21 protein-coding genes and 1 tRNA gene are annotated in these 19439 nt (G+C 45.9%); 5 read left to right on the forward strand and 17 right to left on the reverse strand.

Going from position 1 to position 19439, the window contains the following annotated elements; all coding sequences use genetic code 11:
- Positions 1-49: 49 nt before the first annotated feature.
- Together AAKU64_RS07875 and AAKU64_RS07880 are read right to left on the reverse strand one after the other, a co-directional pair.
- Positions 50-472 carry a thiol-disulfide oxidoreductase DCC family protein gene (locus AAKU64_RS07875; protein WP_354334856.1) on the reverse strand — a complete coding sequence of 141 codons (423 nt, stop codon included), beginning with the start codon at positions 470-472 and terminating at the stop codon, positions 50-52.
- 77 nt (positions 473-549) lie between these two features.
- Positions 550-1077 (reverse strand): GbsR/MarR family transcriptional regulator, encoded by a 528-nt coding sequence (locus AAKU64_RS07880; protein WP_354334858.1) that lies wholly within the window; start codon positions 1075-1077, stop codon positions 550-552.
- Between the two features lie 564 nt (positions 1078-1641).
- Between AAKU64_RS07880 and AAKU64_RS07885 the strand changes: the two genes are divergently transcribed.
- The 3 genes from AAKU64_RS07885 to AAKU64_RS07895 are packed head-to-tail and all read left to right on the forward strand — an operon-like array spanning position 1642 to position 3369.
- The gene (locus AAKU64_RS07885; RefSeq protein WP_354334860.1) at positions 1642-2064 is read left to right on the forward strand and encodes a DUF7079 family protein; all 423 of its coding nucleotides are present in this window, start codon (positions 1642-1644) and stop codon (positions 2062-2064) included.
- Positions 2065-2069: 5 nt separating this feature from the next.
- Positions 2070-2687, forward strand: a complete 618-nt coding sequence (locus tag AAKU64_RS07890; protein ID WP_354334862.1) for a hypothetical protein — start codon at positions 2070-2072, stop codon at positions 2685-2687.
- A gap of 52 nt (positions 2688-2739) precedes the next feature.
- Positions 2740-3369, forward strand: coding sequence for a hypothetical protein (locus AAKU64_RS07895; protein ID WP_354334864.1), 630 nt, complete (start codon positions 2740-2742; stop codon positions 3367-3369).
- A gap of 74 nt (positions 3370-3443) precedes the next feature.
- Here AAKU64_RS07895 and AAKU64_RS07900 read toward each other — a convergent pair whose 3' ends face one another.
- The 8 genes from AAKU64_RS07900 to AAKU64_RS07935 form a co-directional block, all read right to left on the reverse strand.
- The gene (locus AAKU64_RS07900; protein ID WP_322119633.1) at positions 3444-3605 is read right to left on the reverse strand and encodes a hypothetical protein; all 162 of its coding nucleotides are present in this window, start codon (positions 3603-3605) and stop codon (positions 3444-3446) included.
- A 123-nt stretch (positions 3606-3728) separates the two neighbouring features.
- Positions 3729-4040, reverse strand: a complete 312-nt coding sequence (locus tag AAKU64_RS07905) for a hypothetical protein (protein WP_354334866.1) — start codon at positions 4038-4040, stop codon at positions 3729-3731.
- A gap of 407 nt (positions 4041-4447) precedes the next feature.
- Positions 4448-5491, reverse strand: coding sequence for an aldo/keto reductase (locus AAKU64_RS07910; protein WP_354334868.1), 1044 nt, complete (start codon positions 5489-5491; stop codon positions 4448-4450).
- 112 nt (positions 5492-5603) lie between these two features.
- Positions 5604-6656, reverse strand: coding sequence for a quinone-dependent dihydroorotate dehydrogenase (locus AAKU64_RS07915; protein ID WP_354361964.1), 1053 nt, complete (start codon positions 6654-6656; stop codon positions 5604-5606).
- 166 nt (positions 6657-6822) lie between these two features.
- Positions 6823-7545, reverse strand: a complete 723-nt coding sequence (locus AAKU64_RS07920; RefSeq protein WP_354334872.1) for an arginyltransferase — start codon at positions 7543-7545, stop codon at positions 6823-6825.
- Positions 7546-7586: 41 nt separating this feature from the next.
- Positions 7587-8315 (reverse strand): leucyl/phenylalanyl-tRNA--protein transferase, encoded by a 729-nt coding sequence (aat, locus tag AAKU64_RS07925; RefSeq protein WP_354334874.1) that lies wholly within the window; start codon positions 8313-8315, stop codon positions 7587-7589.
- Between the two features lie 28 nt (positions 8316-8343).
- Positions 8344-9534, reverse strand: a complete 1191-nt coding sequence (locus AAKU64_RS07930; RefSeq protein WP_354334876.1) for a YbfB/YjiJ family MFS transporter — start codon at positions 9532-9534, stop codon at positions 8344-8346.
- 197 nt (positions 9535-9731) lie between these two features.
- The gene (locus AAKU64_RS07935; RefSeq protein WP_354334878.1) at positions 9732-10301 is read right to left on the reverse strand and encodes an NUDIX hydrolase; all 570 of its coding nucleotides are present in this window, start codon (positions 10299-10301) and stop codon (positions 9732-9734) included.
- Positions 10302-10542: 241 nt separating this feature from the next.
- Between AAKU64_RS07935 and AAKU64_RS07940 the strand changes: the two genes are divergently transcribed.
- Positions 10543-10619 (forward strand) — tRNA-Met (locus tag AAKU64_RS07940).
- Between the two features lie 134 nt (positions 10620-10753).
- Positions 10754-11749, forward strand: a complete 996-nt coding sequence (locus AAKU64_RS07945; protein ID WP_354334880.1) for a site-specific integrase — start codon at positions 10754-10756, stop codon at positions 11747-11749.
- A gap of 100 nt (positions 11750-11849) precedes the next feature.
- Here AAKU64_RS07945 and AAKU64_RS07950 read toward each other — a convergent pair whose 3' ends face one another.
- The 7 genes from AAKU64_RS07950 to AAKU64_RS07980 all read right to left on the reverse strand — a co-directional run.
- Positions 11850-14000 (reverse strand): peptidase domain-containing ABC transporter, encoded by a 2151-nt coding sequence (locus AAKU64_RS07950; RefSeq protein ID WP_354361965.1) that lies wholly within the window; start codon positions 13998-14000, stop codon positions 11850-11852.
- 29 nt (positions 14001-14029) lie between these two features.
- Positions 14030-14620 (reverse strand): CPBP family intramembrane glutamic endopeptidase, encoded by a 591-nt coding sequence (locus AAKU64_RS07955; protein ID WP_322119623.1) that lies wholly within the window; start codon positions 14618-14620, stop codon positions 14030-14032.
- 129 nt (positions 14621-14749) lie between these two features.
- Complete coding sequence (locus AAKU64_RS07960) at positions 14750-15016, reverse strand: hypothetical protein (protein ID WP_322119622.1); 267 nt, start codon at positions 15014-15016, stop codon at positions 14750-14752.
- A 244-nt stretch (positions 15017-15260) separates the two neighbouring features.
- The gene (locus tag AAKU64_RS07965; RefSeq protein WP_354361966.1) at positions 15261-17141 is read right to left on the reverse strand and encodes a S9 family peptidase; all 1881 of its coding nucleotides are present in this window, start codon (positions 17139-17141) and stop codon (positions 15261-15263) included.
- Positions 17142-17349: 208 nt separating this feature from the next.
- On the reverse strand, positions 17350-17832 hold the full coding sequence (locus AAKU64_RS07970) for a beta-barrel domain-containing protein (protein ID WP_503012696.1): 483 nt from the start codon (positions 17830-17832) through the stop codon (positions 17350-17352).
- A 147-nt stretch (positions 17833-17979) separates the two neighbouring features.
- The gene (locus AAKU64_RS07975) at positions 17980-18720 is read right to left on the reverse strand and encodes an HlyD family secretion protein (RefSeq protein WP_354361967.1); all 741 of its coding nucleotides are present in this window, start codon (positions 18718-18720) and stop codon (positions 17980-17982) included.
- A 201-nt stretch (positions 18721-18921) separates the two neighbouring features.
- On the reverse strand, positions 18922-19439 hold a 518-nt coding region (locus tag AAKU64_RS07980; protein WP_354361968.1), incomplete at its 5' end, for a hypothetical protein.

Below are 19439 nucleotides of genomic sequence, written 5' to 3' on the forward strand. Positions count from 1 at the left end.
GAAATAACTGGTGAAAAAAAAGCGAAAAAAAGCGGAAATAAGGCGCCGATTACAGAAACGGATTCTCTCTGCGACATACTTCCTCATTACAGGCGGGTATTTTGTATCCCAATAAGGCAGACATCCGATAACGGTTGCGGGCAAAACTGCGATATAAGCTAGACAGTGCAGGGCGCAGCAAGCGTATGCGCAAAGGTGCAACCATCCATGCACGGCCTACCAAGGTATAAGCGACCAGCATACTGTCTAGCCCAACCAACAGCTCACCTTGATCTGTCAGACTATGCAATTCCTGACCGAGTGCTTCCATCGTCACACCCAAAAAATCAGGTGAGAAATCACCGGCGGCGATATCGGTAAACGCCAGATTACCAGCGCTATCCCAAGTTTTTAATCTATGCATTTCTGCTGCGCAGAAAGGGCAATTACCATCGAAATACAGCGTTAGTTTTGGGGTACTTAGGGCGCTCATTTTAGTAACTCCTTGAGTCAAAATTGTTTCGGATGTTTTTACTTGCGCATGATTGATTCACGATGACGCTTGAGCAATTAATCATTGCTGATCAGGCGCGCCACCTTGCCACCCATTTTTAAAAAACGCTGCAAGGTTGCCGGTGGCAGATGTTTATAGTCTTCATAGGTAGCCGTCAGCATTTCCAAAAAAGCCAGCACTTGATCCATTTTCGCTTTAGTCGCCGCTTCCAATCCGGGATCGTTTTCCGCTTCCAAAGCGCATTCCCGCAATACAGTCAGGGTAGGATCAATCTCGCGGCGTTTACGCTCCTCGCTAATGACGCGGAAGATTTCCCACACGTCTTGCAAGGCCACAAAATGATCGCGGCGGTCGTCCAGCACATGAGTAATTTTTACCAGCCCCCAGCTTTGTAATTCTTTCAGGCTATTGCTGACATTAGAGCGGGCGACATTCAGCGTATCGGCAATATCCTCGGCTGGTAGTGGCTTATTGCACAGAAAAAGCAGTGCGTGGATTTGTGCCACAGTACGATTGACACCCCAGCGTGTACCCATTTCACCCCAATGAAGGATGTACTTTTGCATAGTCGGTGTCAGTTGCATGGCATTTCCTTAATTTCTGTCGTTACAGAAATAATAGAAGTATTTTCAGATCAAGTCAAAGCTTATCTTTGGTCTTTTTAATTTTGCCTAGATGTTTAGTGCTCAAGGCTTTATCCAAGCGACGGGGATCTTTGGGCTTACTATGTTGACCAGCGATACATTCACGAACGTCAGGTATCAGTTTAATTAGTAGCAATGTTGAATTACTTGGTAGGGGTATATTTAGACTGTCCATATAATGATTGGACGATAAGGCATATTTCTATAAAAATATGGGGAGTATGCATATGACGCATAGCCTGAGCATCTAATCCAGTGATGCGTCTTTCGAGCTCTGGAAATGCTGATTCGGAGACTCTAAAAATTTTATCAGCACTGTAAATTTCGTTGATAGAATCAAAACCATCTCAGATATCAATTTCACTGACTAGCTAGGTATATTGTTGTTGAGTCTGACAGAGTAAAACGGCACCTTATTCTGTTTTCCAGCCCCGACAAACCGACGATATATTTCCCCTGTTTCCATTACATACTGAAGATGAATAAACATACATCGTCCAATATATGAGCGCAGCACTCACCGCCGACGATCTACTCCTGCGCGCTCCTGTGTGGGAGGCGCTTTCGGATTTTTGGCTTGACACAGAACTCCAGGATTTTCAATTTGACCATATTGCTCGCGTCATCGCTGCTTCGCCCTATTCGATTGAAGAGGTGATTGCTATTCATAACTATGAAGTTGCTCCCGCTGTCTCCGCAAACCTGATAACTATCGCCGGAGAATGGTCAGGGTTTGACAGCGAATGGTTGAATGCCAGATGCAGATATTTTGCCTCACGCCGACAGTCGATTTGGTTTAAATCCAGAATTGCGCTGCAACTCCCGTTCCAATGGATTTTTACTGTGCGGCTTTGGAGTCAGCTTATTCCTCGGGTTCAATCAATTCGTCGTGTCGAAGCGAACTCGACACAGTTAACAAATAGGTGATCTAAATGGGTTTACTGATACTGCTATTTTTAGCTGTTATTTATGTGTTATTGGTCAGTCTGTTGATTAGCTACATTAAGCCGTGGTGGTTGAGACCGTTTGTCGCAATAATATTTATCGCCATCCCGACGGCAGACGCAGTCTATGGGCGATATCGTCTTCATCAGATGTGTAACGCCGAATCGGGATTGAAGATTTATCGTGTCGTTGACAATGTGCCAGGATTTTATAGTGCGTTTATTTCCCCCAACGAGGAATGGTTAAAAAATTATGGATATAGGTATATTGAAGGTAGCGGGCCTGGGGGGCAACTTACTAGGCTGACTCTCCAAGAGAATGGTTCTATTAGCGAGGAAATCGGTGGCGAATCAATTAGTAAATACGCCTATGGATTTAAGCATGGAAACATAACCGATATTTACTACCGAGTAGAACAAATAATATATGTAAAAGCAACAAACGAAATTTTAAGTCGGGTCGTCAATATTAGCTTCACCGGGGGTTGGGTCGAACGCTTGTTAGCGGGGCTCTACGGTGAGACTGGATCAGCAGAAAATTGCGGGCAAGACGTAGGAATAGAAATGGTTCCTCAAACACTTAAACCAATTAAACCAACAAAATAAATATTAAAAGATGACCGCTTATTTTCAATCACATCTAAAAAGGGTCACTTAAATGGGCTTACTGATATTACTATTTTTAGCCGTTATTTATGTGTTACTGGCCAGTCTGTTGATTAGTTATATCAAACCGTGGTGGTTGCGACCGTTTGTCGCAATAATATTTATCGCCATCCCGACGGCAGATGCAGCTTATGGACGATATCGTCTTCATCAGATGTGTAACGCCGAATCGGGATTGAAGATTTATCGTGTTGTTGACAATGCGCCCGGATTTTACGATCCACTAAATTCACCTACTGAAGGGTGGATAAAAAAATATGGATATAAGTATATTGAGGGTAGAGGTCCTGGAGGTCAGTTGGCTAGAATGATACTCAAAGATGACGGCGCCATTGATATGGAGATTGGTGGTCAGCCAATTAGTAAATACGTGTATGAGTTTAAGCATGGAAACATAAACGATATTTATTATCGTTCAGAACAAACAATATATGTAAAGGCAACCAACGAAATTTTGAGTCGAGCGGTCAATATTAACTACTCCGGAGGTTGGGTCGAACGATTATTAGCAGCCATCTATGGAGAGAGAGGATCAGCTGAAAATTGCGGAAAAGACGTAGGTATAGAAATCTTTACTAAAACACTGAATCCAATCCGATCAAATGCAAACCAAAATAACTGACCTTTTCCCGCACTCCAATTATTCTTCAAGCATCTAACCGTTTTCTACAGTAAGTACAGCATGCGCTTATTAATTTAACGCGCGCCCTTGTGATCTTTTTGTCCGTCATTTTTATGGCGTCCTGCAACTTCGGTTTGCTCGGCTTTTTGCTTTTGGTTTTTTGCGGCTTCCATATCGGAAGGATGTGATTTGCCGTTGTGCTGATGTTGGCTTGGTGCTTTGGTTTGCGGTTTCATGGCTTGTTCCTTTGCTGGATGAAGATGGTTTGAGGACGGGCTGTCCCTCGCCACCGTTTTTTGTGACGACCGGTATGAGCTTGTTTCAAACCGGTCATCGCATGTTGCTCAACGAGTCTGATATCAAGCGTTGCTCATATCGTTTGCACTGGGTTTGAAATGCTTTGGACTGATCCGAAATTTCGCGCGTCTGTCGCCCATAAATGCGCGTAGATCTTTAATGCTGACGTTCGAGATTTCGTGCATGCGTATCAATAATGATGCGCCAACGGGCAATCTACGATGACGTATTTTGCTAATGACTGGCGGTGCTACTTCCAGCGCTCTGGATAGTGCGGCATCGTTTTTAAAATGTAATTGGCGGATTAAAGTATCCAGTAAATTATCTGGATCGTAAGCAAATTCTGCTGCTTTTGTTTTTAATAAGTTGGTCATATAGTTCCTCTGTTGAAGTGAGTGGGTTCAGTTGCTACTTTGCTACTCTGCTGGTTTTGGTGTGACTTCCAGCTAAATCTGGTTATTCCTTAGGACTTACGCAAAACCGCCCCGGCGGCATTGCAGCGTCTCCCGTAATAAATTCGTCGCTACCTCTTGGCGGGACAATTTTGCCTAAGTCCTTCTTTATTACCGATTGTTGTTTTATAAACCTCATTTATTGCTCGCTCTGTACGATACCCAACACATAAAATTTATTTATTCCAATACGCACATAAGTTAAAAACGTAATTTACAAAATACAAAATACGCAGGCGAAAAAAATGCCCCGAAGGGCATTGGTTATTTGGGGCAATGATTTTTTGCCTTGTCATTAGTTTTTGGACCTCAACAAGGTAAATAAGAGCTTATTGCCCCGGATTGCAAACCTCGGCATGAATCGCGTTAATTTTGGCGATGACTTCATCTGACAAACGGAGTTCAAACGCATCGATATTTTCTTTTAGCTGCGTCAAATTCGTGGCGCCGATAATCGTGCTGGCGACTAACCAGCGTGAATAGCACCATGCCAGCGCGAGTTGCGCGGGCGTCATGCCGTTGGCGCGGGCGAGTTCTGCATAGCGGCGACTGGCTTCGAATACGGTCGGGCGCATGTAGCGTGGGCTCCAGGTTGCCGGGAAGCGGGTTAGGCGACCTGTTGCGTTGGCATCTTCGTTATATTTGTTGGTGAGCTGACCGAAGGCGAGCGGGCTGTAGGCTAGCAGACCGACGTTTTCGCGGAAGCAGGTCTCGTCCAGTCCTTGTTCAAACCCGCGATTGACTAGGTTGTAGGCATTTTGGATAGAGACAATGCGGTTGGCGGATTGCTTCTCGGCTTCTTTAATAAACTCACTGACGCCCCAAGATGTTTCGTTCGAGACGCCGATCTGGCGCAGCTTGCCGTCTTTGATCAGATCATTGAGCGCGCCCAGCGTGTCGGCGATGGCTGCCGAAGGACGTTCTAGCTTTGGGTCAAAAGACTTTTGGCCGAAGATCGGTGCGTTGCGGCTAGGCCAGTGTAGTTGATACAGATCGATGTAATCCGTTTGTAAGCGTTGCAAGCTGGTCTCGACTGCGGCACGGATGTTGGCAGGTGTCAGATCGGTATCGCCATTACGTATCCAGCCAAAACCGCGCGACGGACCTGCTGCTTTAGTGGCGAGAATAATCTCTTTGCGCTTGCCGGATTTTTTGAGCCAGGTGCCGATGTAACGTTCAGTCGAACCTTGAGTTTCGGCACGCGGCATGACTGGGTACATCTCTGCGGTATCAATAAAATTAATGCCGCGTTCTAATGCGTAATCGAGCTGGCTATGTGCTTCGGCTTCGGTATTTTGTTCACCAAAGGTCATGGTGCCAAGACAGATTTTGGACACTTGCAGATCGCTGCTGCCGAGTTGAGTTGTTTGCATAAGTTGACATCCTCAGAACGAAAAATTCAGAATGAAAAAAGAGATTAAGGTGCTTTCTCAACCTGAGCTAGGGTTGAGCCAAGGTTGAGCCAAGGTTGAGATAAGCATGACTTTAGCGTGATTTTGAATTTGCTTTCAGTGCTGCCGCGCATTCCCTGACTAATGCTGGGCCACGATAAATTAGGCCGGAATACAGTTGTACCAGGGCGGCGCCCGCATCGATTTTTGCCTTGGCGTCCGTGCCGGAAAAAATCCCGCCGACGCCGATAATCGGTAGTGCATCGCCTAATTCGGATTTGAGTGCGCGAATGACTTTATTCGATAATTCAAATACCGGTTCGCCAGATAATCCGCCTGCCTCTTCAGCATGTTCCAGGCCTTTTGCCGCGTCGCGGGTGATGGTGGTGTTGGTGGCGATGACGCCATCAATTTTGTGGCGCAGCAGGGCTTCGGCGATATTTTTGATTTGCTCGCTGTCCATATCCGGCGCGATTTTTAATGCCAGCGGCACATAGCGCTTGTAATGATCGGCAAGTTTTTGTTGCGCTTCTTTGAGCTGCGCCAATAAGGCGTCGACTTCGCTGGCACCTTGCAACTGGCGCAGATTTTTTGTGTTGGGCGATGAGATGTTGACCGTCACATAGCTGGCATAGGGATAGACTTTTTCCAGACAAAGCAGATAGTCTTCTGCTGCGCGTTCTATCGGCGTATCGGCATTTTTACCGATGTTAAGTCCGAGCACACCTTGCTTATCCTGATAAAACTGCGACGCCTGCACATTGCTGACAAACGCGTCCACGCCGCCATTATTAAAACCCATGCGGTTGATGATGGCATTGGCTTTTGGCAGTCGAAACATGCGTGGCTTCGGGTTGCCAGCCTGGGCGCGTGGCGTAACCGTGCCGATTTCAATCGAACCAAATCCTAGCCCGGCCAACCCATCGATATACGCGCCATCTTTGTCCAGACCTGCCGCAAGTCCAACGGGGTTGGGGAACTGGATGCCCATGACAGTGCGCGCATCATTGGCGGGTTTGGCGATTAGTTTGGTCAGACCTAGGGCGGCAGAGCGTCGTAAGGCAGACAAGGTGAGGTTGTGCGCTTGCTCCGCATCCATCGCAAACAGGACAGGGCGAGCCAAGGCGTAGAGTAATTTATCAGGCATAATTTTATTTTTTTTAGGGGAGTATTGGCAAAAAATGGTGTGGTTGTCCAGAGAATCATTGGACGTTAAAAAATACACGGGTGAGTATATGTTTCTGTCAAGGCTTATAGAAATTTGTCTCGGCGAGATGCCGCAAGGCAGCCGGGGTGATTTTGGGTAAGTCCCATCATAAAGCTTTCCACTCACCTTGTATTAAGCCGTCTAGCGGTTTGAAATTGGTCTTGTAAGCCATCTTAGGGCTGGCGGCAATCCAGTAGCCCAGATACAGATAAGGCAAGTTCAATTCTATGCATTGCTGAATTTGCCACAGCACATTGTAAGTGCCGTAAGACGCATTGCTGTCATCCGGATCGTAAAAGGTATAGACCGACGACAAGCCGTCACTCAAGATATCGATGATGCTGACCATGCGCAGCACATCTTGCTCGTCGCGAAACTCGACCAACCGCGTGTTGACACGACTTTGCAGTAGAAACTGCGCATATTGGTCACGACTATCCTGATCCATTCCGCCGCCGGCATGCCGCTGATTTTGGTAGCGATGGTAGAGCTCATAATGCTCGTGCGAATAGGTCAATGAGGCGACCCGGGCGACCAGTTTGCCATGCTTGCTGTTAGCGCGACGCTGACTACGATTGACGCTAAATTCATTGACGCGGACGCGTACCGGCGTACATGCCTGGCAGTTGTCACAATGCGGACGATATATAAATATGCCACTTCGGCGGAAACCGTTTTTGATCAGCTCTGAATACGTATCGGCATTAATGAGATGTGCCGGGGTAGCGACTTGCGAGCGCGCCTGCAAGCCATCCAGATAACTGCATGGATAGGGCGCTGTCGCATAAAACTGTATGCTGGAAAAAGGTAATTCGTTCAGCTGTGTCACGGCATTTTTACCATTACGTTTTTGATCAGATCATTTCAAGCTTATTTGGTAAATAACTTTTCAGTCGTCCAATCCAGGATGGGCGGCATTGCTATCGCTTGTTGCAAGTGAAGAATAAATTCGCTGCGAGAGATCAGTTTGGCGCCCAAAGACGCTAAATGCGCAGTCTGTTGCTGGCAGTCTATCATTTCCACATCGTTTTTACGTAAGAAAAATACCAGGTGCGCCAGAGCGATTTTAGAGGCATCGGTGACCCGTGCAAACATCGACTCACCATAGAACATGCGACCGATGCACACACCATACGCACCGCCGACCAGTTGCTCGTCTAGCCAGACCTCGGTCGAATGGGCAAAGCCCCGCTGATGCAATCCCACATAACCGGCGATGATGTCTTCTGATATCCAGGTACCGCTTGAGATGCCATCGCCATCTCTGCGTGGATCGGCACATGCCCGCATAACTTCTTCGAATGCGCTGTCGAAGCGGATTTCCCAGTGCGAATCTTTGGAGATTTTTTTAAGGGTCTTTTTTAGGCTGTCAGACAATTTAAAATCGCTGACTTTCAAGACCATGCGCGGATCGGTTGACCACCATAAAATAGGCTGACCTTCAGAAAACCAGGGAAAGATACCGTGCTGGTAAGCATTGAGCAGACGTTCTGGCGATAAATCTGCACCGGCCGCCAGTAAGCCAGCCGCGCCATCAATCTCCAGCAGTGCGGTTTCTACTTCCGGAAAAGGGGTGTCAGTATCTAGCCAAGGGATCATGCTGCTTGTTTGCTTTGATTTGCTTTAGTCATGCTGGTAGCTTACGGAGAGTTTCACGCGATTCTAAGGCTTTTAACATTATCAATAGTACGGTACCAATCGACAAGGCGCCAGCCGCCAGATATAAACCCGATGCGTAACTACCTTGATGTAGTGCGAACCAAGCGGTAATAATAGGCGCGATGATTTGTGCTACGCCATAAGATATCGTCATTTTCCCCATCATTTTTGCCGGACGCGTTGGATAGTAACGTCCTGCCATCGTCAATACCAGGCTTACCATCCCAATAAAAGTACCGCCAAACAGTAATGCGCCGACGACCGATGCAGCGAGCCCACCCACCATCACTGGCAACAAAATACCGATGATTTGCAATACGGCCGCTAGGATCAGCGCATTTAGATCACCGGTCCGGCGCGCCATCAGATCCCACAGTATGCAGGCGGGCGTGGCAGCAAGACCAATCACCAAAAATATCATGGTTCCTTTACCGGCCAGCCCGGGCAAGTGGTCAACAATGGCGACGATAAACGTCGCACTGACAACGTAACCGACACCAGTGCAAAAATAAGCCGCCATGAATAATTTTAAAAATAAGCTGCTGGGCGGGTGGTCTTCCATCTTTTGGCCAGAATTGGTCAAGCTGCTGCTATCCGGCGCGGGCAGCCAGCGTAATGCAGGGACTAGCAAAAGGCAGCCGATAATAGCAAAAGCAAACCATTGTTCGCGCCAGTCTAGCCAGTGACTCATTACCGCGACTGCCGCCGCGCAGCCAGCAATACCAATTCCAAGACCAGAAAAATGTATACCCAGTTCGCTACGATGATTGTGGCGGATCAGCCAGTTTAAAATCAGTCCTGTCCCTAGCAACATGCTGGCGGCGCTGCATAAACCTGCCACATAGCGAGAAATCGCCCAAACGGCAAAATGATCACTCAGCCCCATCAGGATCGTACTAAGTACGGCAAATACCATGCCGATCCGGTACAGCCGGTCTTTCAGTCGCAAGTCGCTGATCTGCGAGGCAATTAAAGCGCCGCTCAGGTAGCCGGCGTAGTTGAGTGCCGCCAGCCAGCCGGCTTCAGATACCCCGAGTCCGGCTTGCTTTTGCATGATGGGTAGCAAAGGTGTGTAGGCAAAGCGTGCCACGCCAACCGCTAAGATCAAACTGAAAATACCAGCGCTGAGTACCTTAAGACGTTCTGCCTGTTGCTGCATAGTTTACCTATGTTGGGTAATTCTACGAACGCGTGATATATCGGGTTATGCATCGAGTGATGCATTGCGCGTTGTATTGGATAGTAAAAGTAAAATTATTATTCACTCAGAAAGTTTAAGTGATGAATTGTTTTGATCTGGGTCGGTTATCACCAACGCAGATTTGTGTGGGTTTAGCTTTTAATTGTTGGGCATCGTCAGTCACTGCGCATAGGTTTGAAAATGTCATGCTCATGCAACGTATATTGGCCGCCTGACTCGAGCTTGGCAAAATCCTCAAAGAAGAACTTGAGCGTATGGCTTACAGTGGGGAAGGCGATGTCCTTCCAGGGAATATCTTTTTCTGCAAACAGAGCGACTTCCAAGCTTTCTACACCTGCCAGATAATCTAAGTCTAATAGCGTCGCCCGATAAAACAAGTGCACTTGATGCACATGTGGCACGTTGAGGATTGAAAACAATTCATGCAATTGAATATGTGCACCGGCTTCTTCTTCAGTTTCCCGCTGCGCAGCCTGGGCGGTGGTCTCGTTATTTTCCATAAAACCTGCAGGCAAGGTCCAGTAGCCACGACGAGGTTCTATGGCTCTTTTGCATAGCAGGATTTTGATTTCACCGTCTTGCTCCCAGACTGGAATGGAGCCAACTACCATTTTCGGATTTTGATAATGGATTGTTCCGCAGGCAGGACAAACAAAGCGTTCACGCGTGTCGTCAGCAGGAATCTGGATTACAACAGGGGTGGCGCATTCGGAGCAAAATTTCATGGCACAGAAATATAAAAGAATAGACGATGGGATGATGTTGATAACCAATTTTTAAGGAGTGTATCACCGTCAGTCTCGATGTTCTTCATTCATGAAATTGAAACAGAAAGTGGCAAATTTTGTCTACATCTGAATTGCGTGAAAAATGGTTTTAAAGTGCTGGCAACATCGACGATGCTCTTATAAATCCAAGATAGGCATTGCGGACAAGAGCAAAATCGGATATAGTGTTGTTCTCAGACGCGGGGTGGAGCAGTCTGGCAGCTCGTCGGGCTCATAACCCGAAGGTCGTAGGTTCAAATCCTGCCCCCGCAACCAATAAAATCAAAGGCTTACAGAATTGCTGTAAGCCTTTTTGCATTTAAAACGATTTATTGCTGCAATTTTGCTGCACTTCCGTTTGAAATGCCGGTGTCTATACCCTGTTCCTCAACCTCAATTGGAGCAGAAGTATGGCAACAATCAATAAACGCGGTCCGTATCAATATCAAGCCATTGTCCGGTGCAAAGGCTATCCAACCCAAACACGCACTTTAGAAACCATCAAAGCAGCCAACGACTGGGCCAGAGACGTCGAGGCAAAAATGCGACGTGGCGAGTTTAGCGACCGTTCAACCGCAGAAAGTACGACTCTCGGCGATGCACTAGAACGCTATCGCTTGGAAGTAACGCCCGCTAAGCGCGGTCATGTCAAAGAAAATTACCGTCTGTTGCAGTTGATGCGACACCCTCTGGCTTTACGTCCACTCGCCAGCCTACAAAATGTCGACTTTTCCACTTACCGTGACCAGCGACTAAAAGAAGTCGCTCCGAAGACAGTACAACTAGAACTTTCCGTATTCTCTGCTGTACTCAATACAGCCCGTCGTGACTGGTCAATTTCGGTAGCCAATACCATCACCGATATTCGCAAACCAAAACTCCCCAGAGGCCGCTCCCGGCGTCTGGTTGGCGATGAAGAGATACGCCTGTTTGATACTGCTCGTAAGAGGGAATCATCTGACCTAAGTTTATTAATCGTACTTGCTATCGAAACTGGTATGCGTTGCGGAGAAATGGTGTCCTTAACTTGGGATCAAATCGACCTAGCTCATCATTTTATTCATTTGGATATGACAAAAAATGGGACTGCTCGGGATGTGCCCTTGTCAGTCACTGCAGAATCTGCTCTGCGCAGTGCCCAGCAACATCTACATGGCCGATTGACGGGATTCCAGGCAACGGATGGCGTTACTGCGGCATTTAGTCGGCTATGTCGACATGCTGACATAACCAATTTACGTTTTCATGACCTACGCCATGAAGCGGCGTCCAGATGGGCGAAAGTATTACCCGCAGCAACGCTGGCAAAAATCTTTGGCTGGAAAACCTTGCAAATGGCGATGCGCTATTACAACCCTACTGCTGCTGAGTTAGTCGCAGCTATCCGTCAAAAGACAATACATTAGCTTTCTTCTTTTTAGGATAAGTGCCGAAGAGAGATTCAAACTTTTCTCATTGAGAAAACAAAACCAAGCCAATGAATATTGGCTTGGTTAGTTGAAATAATCAGGCAACCAACATCTGTAGTTCTGCCAGCGACTCAAATTGATCAGGCTTAAGTTCAGCGCGGTCGATTGACGTAGCACGTATTTCTACCGCTTTCCCGTTCTGTAATGACACCACGCGCTCCGCACTGGCAATTGTCTCTGGTCGATGTGCAACCATAATGCGAGTCAAGTTCAGCATGCCCAATGCGTGATTGACCTTTTGTTCATTCTGTACATCCAGATGGCTCGTGGCTTCATCTAATGCCAGAATCTTGGGTTGTTTGTACAAGGCACGCGCTAGCAAGACTCGCTGCTTTTGCCCTCCTGACAAACTACTACCCATGTCCCCAACCAAGGTCTGATAACCCATCGGCATGGCCGCAATATCCTCATGAATTGCCGCCTGTCTAGCACAGTGCTCGACCTGTTCTTGCTTGGTATGTGCATCAAAAAAACTGATGTTGTCCTGAATCGAGCCGGCCATCAATACATCATCTTGCATCACAGTACCAATTAGCTTGCGATAGGCATTTATACCTAATTGCTTAGTCGGAATATTATCAATCAAGACCTCACCCTCAGTGGGTTTAAGCAAACCTAGAATGATTTTGCATAAAGTCGTTTTGCCACAACCGCTAGGGCCAACCAGAGCAATGCTTTGTCCTGCAGGAATGGTCAGATTAATCCCGTCTAACACCCAAGGCTCCCCCTCGGCATAACGAAATTTCAGGTTTTTAAGTGTAATCGTTGGCTGTATGCGAGACATATCGGTTTCTTGTACGGTATCGATTTCAGCTTCTTCCAAGACGATATCGGCTAAGCGCTCGCTATGCAGTCCTAGCATTTTTAGGTTGACTACCAAGTCAATGACGTTAAAGAAACGACCTGAGAAGGTGCTGGCGTAACTAGAAAAAGCCATTAGCATCCCAACCGTCAAGACGTTCTGCATGACTTGTCCAGCGCCGATATAAAACAAAGCCAGACTCTGAATACCAAATAAGGTGGTATTAGAAATCTTGAACAATATCGACATCTTCTGCGTCTTGATATCGCGGTTTTGTACATCCATTTTAAGATTAAGCCAGCGGGCACGACGCTCTTCTTCCCGTCCAAATAATTTCAGCGGCGAGATCGCACGGATAGTTTCTAAAAAATGGCTACTCTCTTTGGAGGACAAGACCAAACGTTCTTGCGAAGCCTCGCGAAATGGTTGATAAAACACCCAGCGTAATACGGCATACACCAAGACAGTGACAATTACCAAGGCAGATAACTTCACGCTATATAACAACATCATGCCGAGTGCCAGCAAGGCCATCAGACCGTCTAAGGCACTCTCCACAAACAGACTCGTCAACGTACTCTGGATCGCCCCAATACTGCCAAAGCGAGAGACCACGTCACCCAGATGACGCTTCTCAAAAAAAGAGACCGGTAAATGCGTCAGATGCGCAAAAACTCGAGCACTCCATTGAAAACTGATATCCATACTCCAGCGCATCAAGAACCAACTACGCGCCAGACTGATCGCGGTTTGAGTCACCATTAGTAAAGCAAAGCCAATGACCAGCACCGTCAGTAACTCGCGGTCGCCACTGACAATGACTTCATCCACCACAAATTGATTAAACAGCGGGGAGGTAATCGCAAAGATTTCTAACGCCAGCGCTAGTACCATGACTTGCACAATGGCGCGACGCAGGCCAACGATGTGTCCGGTTAAATCTCGGATAGCAATCTTTTTACGCTCGTCTTTGGGCTTAAAGCTCGCACTTGGAGACAATTCACAAGCAACACCAGTAAAGTGTGCCGACGCCTCTTGCAAAGCAACACGACGCTCACCTACTGCGGGGTCAAGCAAAATCAAAGTCACTTTGCCTTGCCAATTTTTAGTAATCTTTTTTAAGACGACGAAGTGATTTAAGTTCCAATGCAAAATGCACGGCAACGCTAACTGATCTAATTCATCCAACTCCAGGCGCAATGGTCGTGTGGACAATTGCATTGCCGACGCATGGCGCATCAATTGAGCTAACGTCGCTCCTTTAAGACTGATCGAGAATTGACGACGTAAATCTGCGAGATCAGTGTGGTAGCCGTAATGGCTTGCGACCATGGCTAAGCAAGCTAAACCGCATTCGCTCGATTCTGTTTGGAGGAGGGATTTCATGTAGGATAATTTAGATAGCTTTGCAGAAATTATTTATTGATTACGCTAACATTAGCGTACTTTATCAACAAAATTCCAGAAGCACATACCAAGGTAATATAAGGAAAATAACTGTTATTTATAATTGACGGCAATAAAAAATCTTTAGGGGTTAATACAATTAAATTTTCTAAAATATGGGTAAAAATGGGATAAATAATATGTTTAGTTTTTAAATACACGATAGCCAACACTATTCCCATAAAAAAATGACTTATTGCGCCTAGCCAGTCAAATCTGAAATTCGCTTCATAAAAATTAGTGTAGTGTGCCAAAGCGAATAGAAAGGCACTGATTAACACTGCTTGGATACTCGAGCATTTTTTTAAAAGTGCATTGAGAAGAAGTTTTCTAAAAAGAAGCTCCTCAAATATGGGAGCGAGTGATATTGCAGCGATAGAATCATAAACATCAGCTTGTTCCCACCACCGAGAATAAGATATCGCGAATGAGGAGTGATAGATATTCCGAATTTGGAACAAGCCAAAAAATAATCCCCAATTCAATGCTCCTAAAAATAGAGAGAATGATGTATTTTTTATAATGGATGAACAAAAATTTGAGCTGAGCTTGTGCTTCATTAAATGTCTTCGAAAATAAGTGTGAACTTTTACTGCAAAAACTGACTTTGATTTTATATTCCGCCCATGTATTTGATGTATCCATGGGCAGACTAATATTTAATACATTACTACATACTTACGTTACTATTACAGAGCCAGCAATCCTACGATTACCCTGATTGCTACCCCGGTAAAACCAGCGCCTGGCACTCTCCCTAAAGGTAGTTCTTCCGGACGTTGAGGTGCCGTAGCGCTTGGCCCACTGGCATAGCTGTCGCTGGCGTAGCATGCATTTCCTGTGAACATCATAGGATCAATTGCTTTAACCAAGCCTGTACCCTGTCCTTGAATTACTACAGTCTGCGTTTCTCCGCCGCTTACTGTACAAACTTCATTTAAAAAAAGTGTTCTCATTTTCATTACTCCATTTAATTTCTAATTGAACTGAACCGGTCAGCCCTTCCGTAATCACCAAACCATATCGTTGCGCACCGCTCTGATTAAGCTAAATTTTTATACCAAATACCGTATTTCTATTGGACTTGTCCATTGCCAATAATTGCGATCAAGACAACCCAAAACTTAAGAGGCTTACTTGCAGAGCTCAGTTTTCATAATCTTGAGAGGTACGACATTTTCTTTGTTGAACACATTCCATTTATTCCGGCGCTAGATTTTTTTCTAAAAATTTTTCTACATGACTCCAGAAATCAACACGATTTTTAACAAGCTGCCAGCCGTGACCTTCATCGCTGTACTGTATCCATTCAACTTGCGTGTTGGTCGAGGCAATTGCATCGCGGAAATTTTTTCCGTGTTTAATCGGCACTCGTCGGTCTGCCCCGCCATAAGCCATCAGTAAGGGTTGTTTGATCTGACCCGCGATATTGACCGGTGAGGTCGCTCTTAACTGTGCTGCGTCATTGACTTTGTCGCCGATCATTACTGGCATGCCATATTTTTGCCATTCTTCCGACATGTCGTTTTCCCAGCTTGACTCGAACATTAGATTGATATCTGTGACGCCGACCCACTCGAAACCACAGCGAAATAATTCAGGATTTTTGGCGAGTCCCATCAGCGTTGAATATCCGCCATAGCTAGCGCCGGCAATGCAAATACGCTTGGAATCAGCATAACCATTAGCGATTGCCCAGCGGGCGCCATCGGCGATATCTTCTTGCATCTTTAAGCCCCATTGCTTGAAACCAGCCTCAAGATGTTGAGTACCAAACCCCTTGCTGCCACGGAATTCAGGCTGCAGTACGGCGTAACCCCGCGACGCGAGGAATTGCACTTCAGGATCCCACCCCCATTGGCTGCCGCGAACATAGGGGCCGCCATGAACGAGCACAATGAGTGGCAGATTTTTTTTGTCATGCCCTACTGGCAAAGTTAGATAGGCAGGAATTGACAAGCCATCTTTTGCTGAATAATGCACAAACATTTGTTTGGACATCTCTTTAGCATCAATGTCGGGGCGGGATTTACCTATTCCCGATAGCTTGCCGGTATCTCGCTTGTAGAGTAAATAGCTGATTGGCTGGGTATCAGAGAACGCAGAAATGACAACATAGGTCGACGCACCGCCGCGTGGAAAAGAAAGGCGATTGATCGTACCGGGTAACAAATCATCAATCTTTTTTTGAACTTCTTTCAGTTCAGGATCTAGCCAGGTGGTACCGCTGGCATCGGTAAGGTGGTGGACGCCAATAACGCGGTTTTTCTTTTCATCAATAATCAAAGAACCTGAAAAATCGTAACCGTCTAATTTCACCAGCGGTTCTTTGTCCATCGTATTTTTGGCTAAATCATATTGATACAACGAGGATGTATCATTTCCAGCATTGCTGATTACGTAAAGCTTACCGTCTGGCGTAAAACTGAGCGGCGTGAAACCCTTTGGATCAAATTGTGAGAATTCAGTTAATTTGTGCCATTCGGTATCTTTAGGATCAAGGTAATAAATAGTGTCTATGCCCCTACTATTTTTTACAGCAATACGCGGGGTTCCGCTCTCGTCTATTAGCCAATTAGTAGGGCTGTCTGGACCAGAATAATTTTTTGATTTGCCGGTTTTAGTATTCAATCGCAGCAGTTTTACCGCTTTCACATCCTGAATGTTGCTAAAGGTGAATTGACCAACAAACACATCATCACTTTGTTGACTTTTATCCGTTGATATCAGCCAGGTGTAACCTGTTAATTTCTGTGATTGAATATTAGATCCAGTCGTCCGAGGTTCACCAGGAAAGGGACTCGCTAGCTCGATACGGTCGGTGCCATCACGATTCACCGCAAACAATCCAGGAAAGAAACGCAAATCACGCTGTGCCACATCATGGAAAGCAGCGCTGTAAACTAGCCGCTGGCTATTCACCCAGTCGTAAGAACCGACGTCGGCGTTTGAAAAGCCTGCAACAATTTTTAGAGCCATGCTATCTAAATCCATTGTAAATAGCTGTAAATAGCCGGTACTTTGAGATTCGATGAGCATTGCGACGATTTTTCCGTCAGGGGAGATTGTTACTTTTTGCATTGCGGCATTGGTGAAAAACGACTCAATTTTTGGTTTTTCGGCAGCAATTGCAAACGTGTGAGAGCTAAAAGCTATCGTGATAGCAATTTTCAAGAAGTAGGAGAAAACGTATTTGATTGGGGAATTTTGCATAATTTTTATATTGAAATAGTTATTAACCATATGGTGTTCGTTTAATTGTTGGAGACTGGTAAAAAATATTTGGTAGTCAATTCCCTCGATTAGTCACTGCCAGCACTGGCTCTGCAATCCATTCCCAAATCTTGCGTTTGTCCTGCAATATGTCTGCCTCTAGGGTCATACCTGACTTTAGATTTTGCACTTGTCCGTAGGCATCTATTGTTTGTTTTTCTAGTCTGACTTTGATTCTGTACAAGGCTTCATTACTGTTGAAGCCTTGAATATTCTGCTGGGCGTTACTCAAAATCGTACTGGCTAAATTAGGGGGTAATTCATTTGGTGCGAATGGAGTGTCGCTAATGTCGGTAACGGTGCCTTTTTGCAGTCCAAATTTTTGGTAAGGGTAGGCTTGATAGCGGATCAGGACTTGCTGTCCTTTGGCGACGAAACCTGCGGTGCGGCTGGGTGCGTAGAGATGAACTTCTAGCGGCGCTGTATAAGTCGTCTTTGTTGTGTCTAGTGTGTCTGTTGTCTTCGCTAACTTGGAGGATGAGGGTATTAATGTTGCCAATACCTGTCCTGCGTTAATGGTTTGGCCTATTTGACTGGTCAGTGTGGTGATGGTGCCTGCTTGGCTGGCGGTGATCAGATTCGTTTTACGATTGTTATTTTCTGCGATTTCTTGTTGCAGGCTAGCGACCGCTCTTTGTAGTTGTGCCTAGTCAGTTGCTAAGCTATTAGCCTGAGCATTCAGCTCTGCTTGCATAGCAAGTTGATTAGCCTCTAGCTGCAACTTATTGCGACGTAGGGTTGACAAATGAGTATCGACATCAATCATGTCTTCTTGTTTTTGCTGGGTCTGAGCCGCCGATACATAGCCATTATTTTGCAGCGTTTGGAATTTAGTGACACTGTCTTGGGCCAGGCTATGGCGACGTTGGGTGAGGACAATTTCTTGTTCTAGTTGACTGGCTTCGGTCGTAAGGTTATTCAACCTTTGAACTAAAGCCTGTTTCTTTTCTATCGCTTGGGCTGTGCGCAGTCTTTGTTCCGCTTCCAATGTCTGCCGACGGGTGGCGAGTTGTTGGGCAACCAAAGCGGTGATTTCGCCTTTATCTCCCTGGCGTTCAGTAGAAAGCTCGAACAGTATTTGACCTGCACTAACAGTTTGCCCTTCTATGACGTGACTGTTGACTAATAAACCTGCGTTGGGCGCGCTGATGCTGATACTGCCGCCAATCGGCAGGGTGATGCCTGTGACGCGGGCTTTTTTGGTGACGTTACCCAATGTGATAAAGGCGATGAGAATCATCGTGACGATCAAAGCAACACCAGCAATCAGCCAAGCCGAAATCGGTCGTGCCAAACGGATAGCGCCTAGCCATTGTTGACTGTGACTTGCTGTTACTTCCAGACGGAACAAGGGTTGACTCTGTGATATTTGTTCTTGGTACGACATGGATATAATTATCTTTAGGGTAATTAGTTATCTTTTTGAATTGCTAATTTAATCATTAAAATATTTATATATAGCTAATTATTACAAATACTTACAAGTGTTTATTTATTCTTGCTAATTACTTATTAACCATCTAAATAAAAGCTCTAATAGAGACCATGATTTTTTACGAAGCTAATTCATATTCATTTGCAGAAATAATCAGACGTGCTGGTTCTGAAACCACTGCTCAATCGTCTCTTCAGACCAAGCCAAAGACCGCCCAGGATTATCTGGGGGCGACACTTTGAGCGCCGTGTAAATACTATCAAACAGTACTTGTACCGATACATCATCGGCATCCCTTCTGTTTTCAGCAGCCTTTAATGCAGACCAAATCATGCATTTAAGTTGATATCGCTGTTGGTTAATCCCATAAAATCCTGGCCGTTTCTGCTGGTACGCTAACCATATGAGGATGGAATTTGCCACCTGTGGAGTGAGCTTTTTGTGGCTACTCAGAAAGCGCCCAATCAATTCATTCGCCAATGCTTTGGCTTCATTAAAGGATTCTTTACTGATGACCCATGTCAAATGTCGACCGCCGCTACTCATTATCTCTTGACCATCCTCATCGACTAACATCTCGCCTTTGCGGTTCTTCGCTACATGCTTGCGGTGTTCAAGCTGCGTCAGTTTATAAATACGGGAGGTCTCCCAGCCGTCATGTTCGGTTCGTT

Source organism: Undibacterium sp. GrIS 1.8 (assembly GCF_040544445.1).
In the GTDB taxonomy this organism is placed as follows: Bacteria; Pseudomonadota; Gammaproteobacteria; order Burkholderiales; family Burkholderiaceae_D; genus Undibacterium.

What these genes read in the sequence shown, in the direction of transcription:
- AAKU64_RS07960 (WP_322119622.1), bottom strand. Translation starts at nt 15,016, where the DNA reads ATGAGAACACTTTTTTTAAATGAAGTTTGTACAGTAAGCGGCGGAGAA.
- AAKU64_RS07895 (WP_354334864.1), top strand. Translation starts at nt 2,740, where the DNA reads ATGGGCTTACTGATATTACTATTTTTAGCCGTTATTTATGTGTTACTG.
- AAKU64_RS07905 (WP_354334866.1), bottom strand. Translation starts at nt 4,040, where the DNA reads ATGACCAACTTATTAAAAACAAAAGCAGCAGAATTTGCTTACGATCCA.
- AAKU64_RS07880 (WP_354334858.1), bottom strand. Translation starts at nt 1,077, where the DNA reads ATGCAACTGACACCGACTATGCAAAAGTACATCCTTCATTGGGGTGAA.
- AAKU64_RS07875 (WP_354334856.1), bottom strand. Translation starts at nt 472, where the DNA reads ATGAGCGCCCTAAGTACCCCAAAACTAACGCTGTATTTCGATGGTAAT.
- AAKU64_RS07890 (WP_354334862.1), top strand. Translation starts at nt 2,070, where the DNA reads ATGGGTTTACTGATACTGCTATTTTTAGCTGTTATTTATGTGTTATTG.
- AAKU64_RS07935 (WP_354334878.1), bottom strand. Translation starts at nt 10,301, where the DNA reads ATGAAATTTTGCTCCGAATGCGCCACCCCTGTTGTAATCCAGATTCCT.
- AAKU64_RS07915 (WP_354361964.1), bottom strand. Translation starts at nt 6,656, where the DNA reads ATGCCTGATAAATTACTCTACGCCTTGGCTCGCCCTGTCCTGTTTGCG.
- AAKU64_RS07930 (WP_354334876.1), bottom strand. Translation starts at nt 9,534, where the DNA reads ATGCAGCAACAGGCAGAACGTCTTAAGGTACTCAGCGCTGGTATTTTC.
- AAKU64_RS07945 (WP_354334880.1), top strand. Translation starts at nt 10,754, where the DNA reads ATGGCAACAATCAATAAACGCGGTCCGTATCAATATCAAGCCATTGTC.
- AAKU64_RS07950 (WP_354361965.1), bottom strand. Translation starts at nt 14,000, where the DNA reads ATGAAATCCCTCCTCCAAACAGAATCGAGCGAATGCGGTTTAGCTTGC.
- AAKU64_RS07975 (WP_354361967.1), bottom strand. Translation starts at nt 18,720, where the DNA reads ATGTCGTACCAAGAACAAATATCACAGAGTCAACCCTTGTTCCGTCTG.
- AAKU64_RS07900 (WP_322119633.1), bottom strand. Translation starts at nt 3,605, where the DNA reads ATGAAACCGCAAACCAAAGCACCAAGCCAACATCAGCACAACGGCAAA.
- aat (WP_354334874.1), bottom strand. Translation starts at nt 8,315, where the DNA reads ATGATCCCTTGGCTAGATACTGACACCCCTTTTCCGGAAGTAGAAACC.
- AAKU64_RS07965 (WP_354361966.1), bottom strand. Translation starts at nt 17,141, where the DNA reads ATGCAAAAAGTAACAATCTCCCCTGACGGAAAAATCGTCGCAATGCTC.
- AAKU64_RS07910 (WP_354334868.1), bottom strand. Translation starts at nt 5,491, where the DNA reads ATGCAAACAACTCAACTCGGCAGCAGCGATCTGCAAGTGTCCAAAATC.
- AAKU64_RS07955 (WP_322119623.1), bottom strand. Translation starts at nt 14,620, where the DNA reads ATGAAGCACAAGCTCAGCTCAAATTTTTGTTCATCCATTATAAAAAAT.
- AAKU64_RS07885 (WP_354334860.1), top strand. Translation starts at nt 1,642, where the DNA reads ATGAGCGCAGCACTCACCGCCGACGATCTACTCCTGCGCGCTCCTGTG.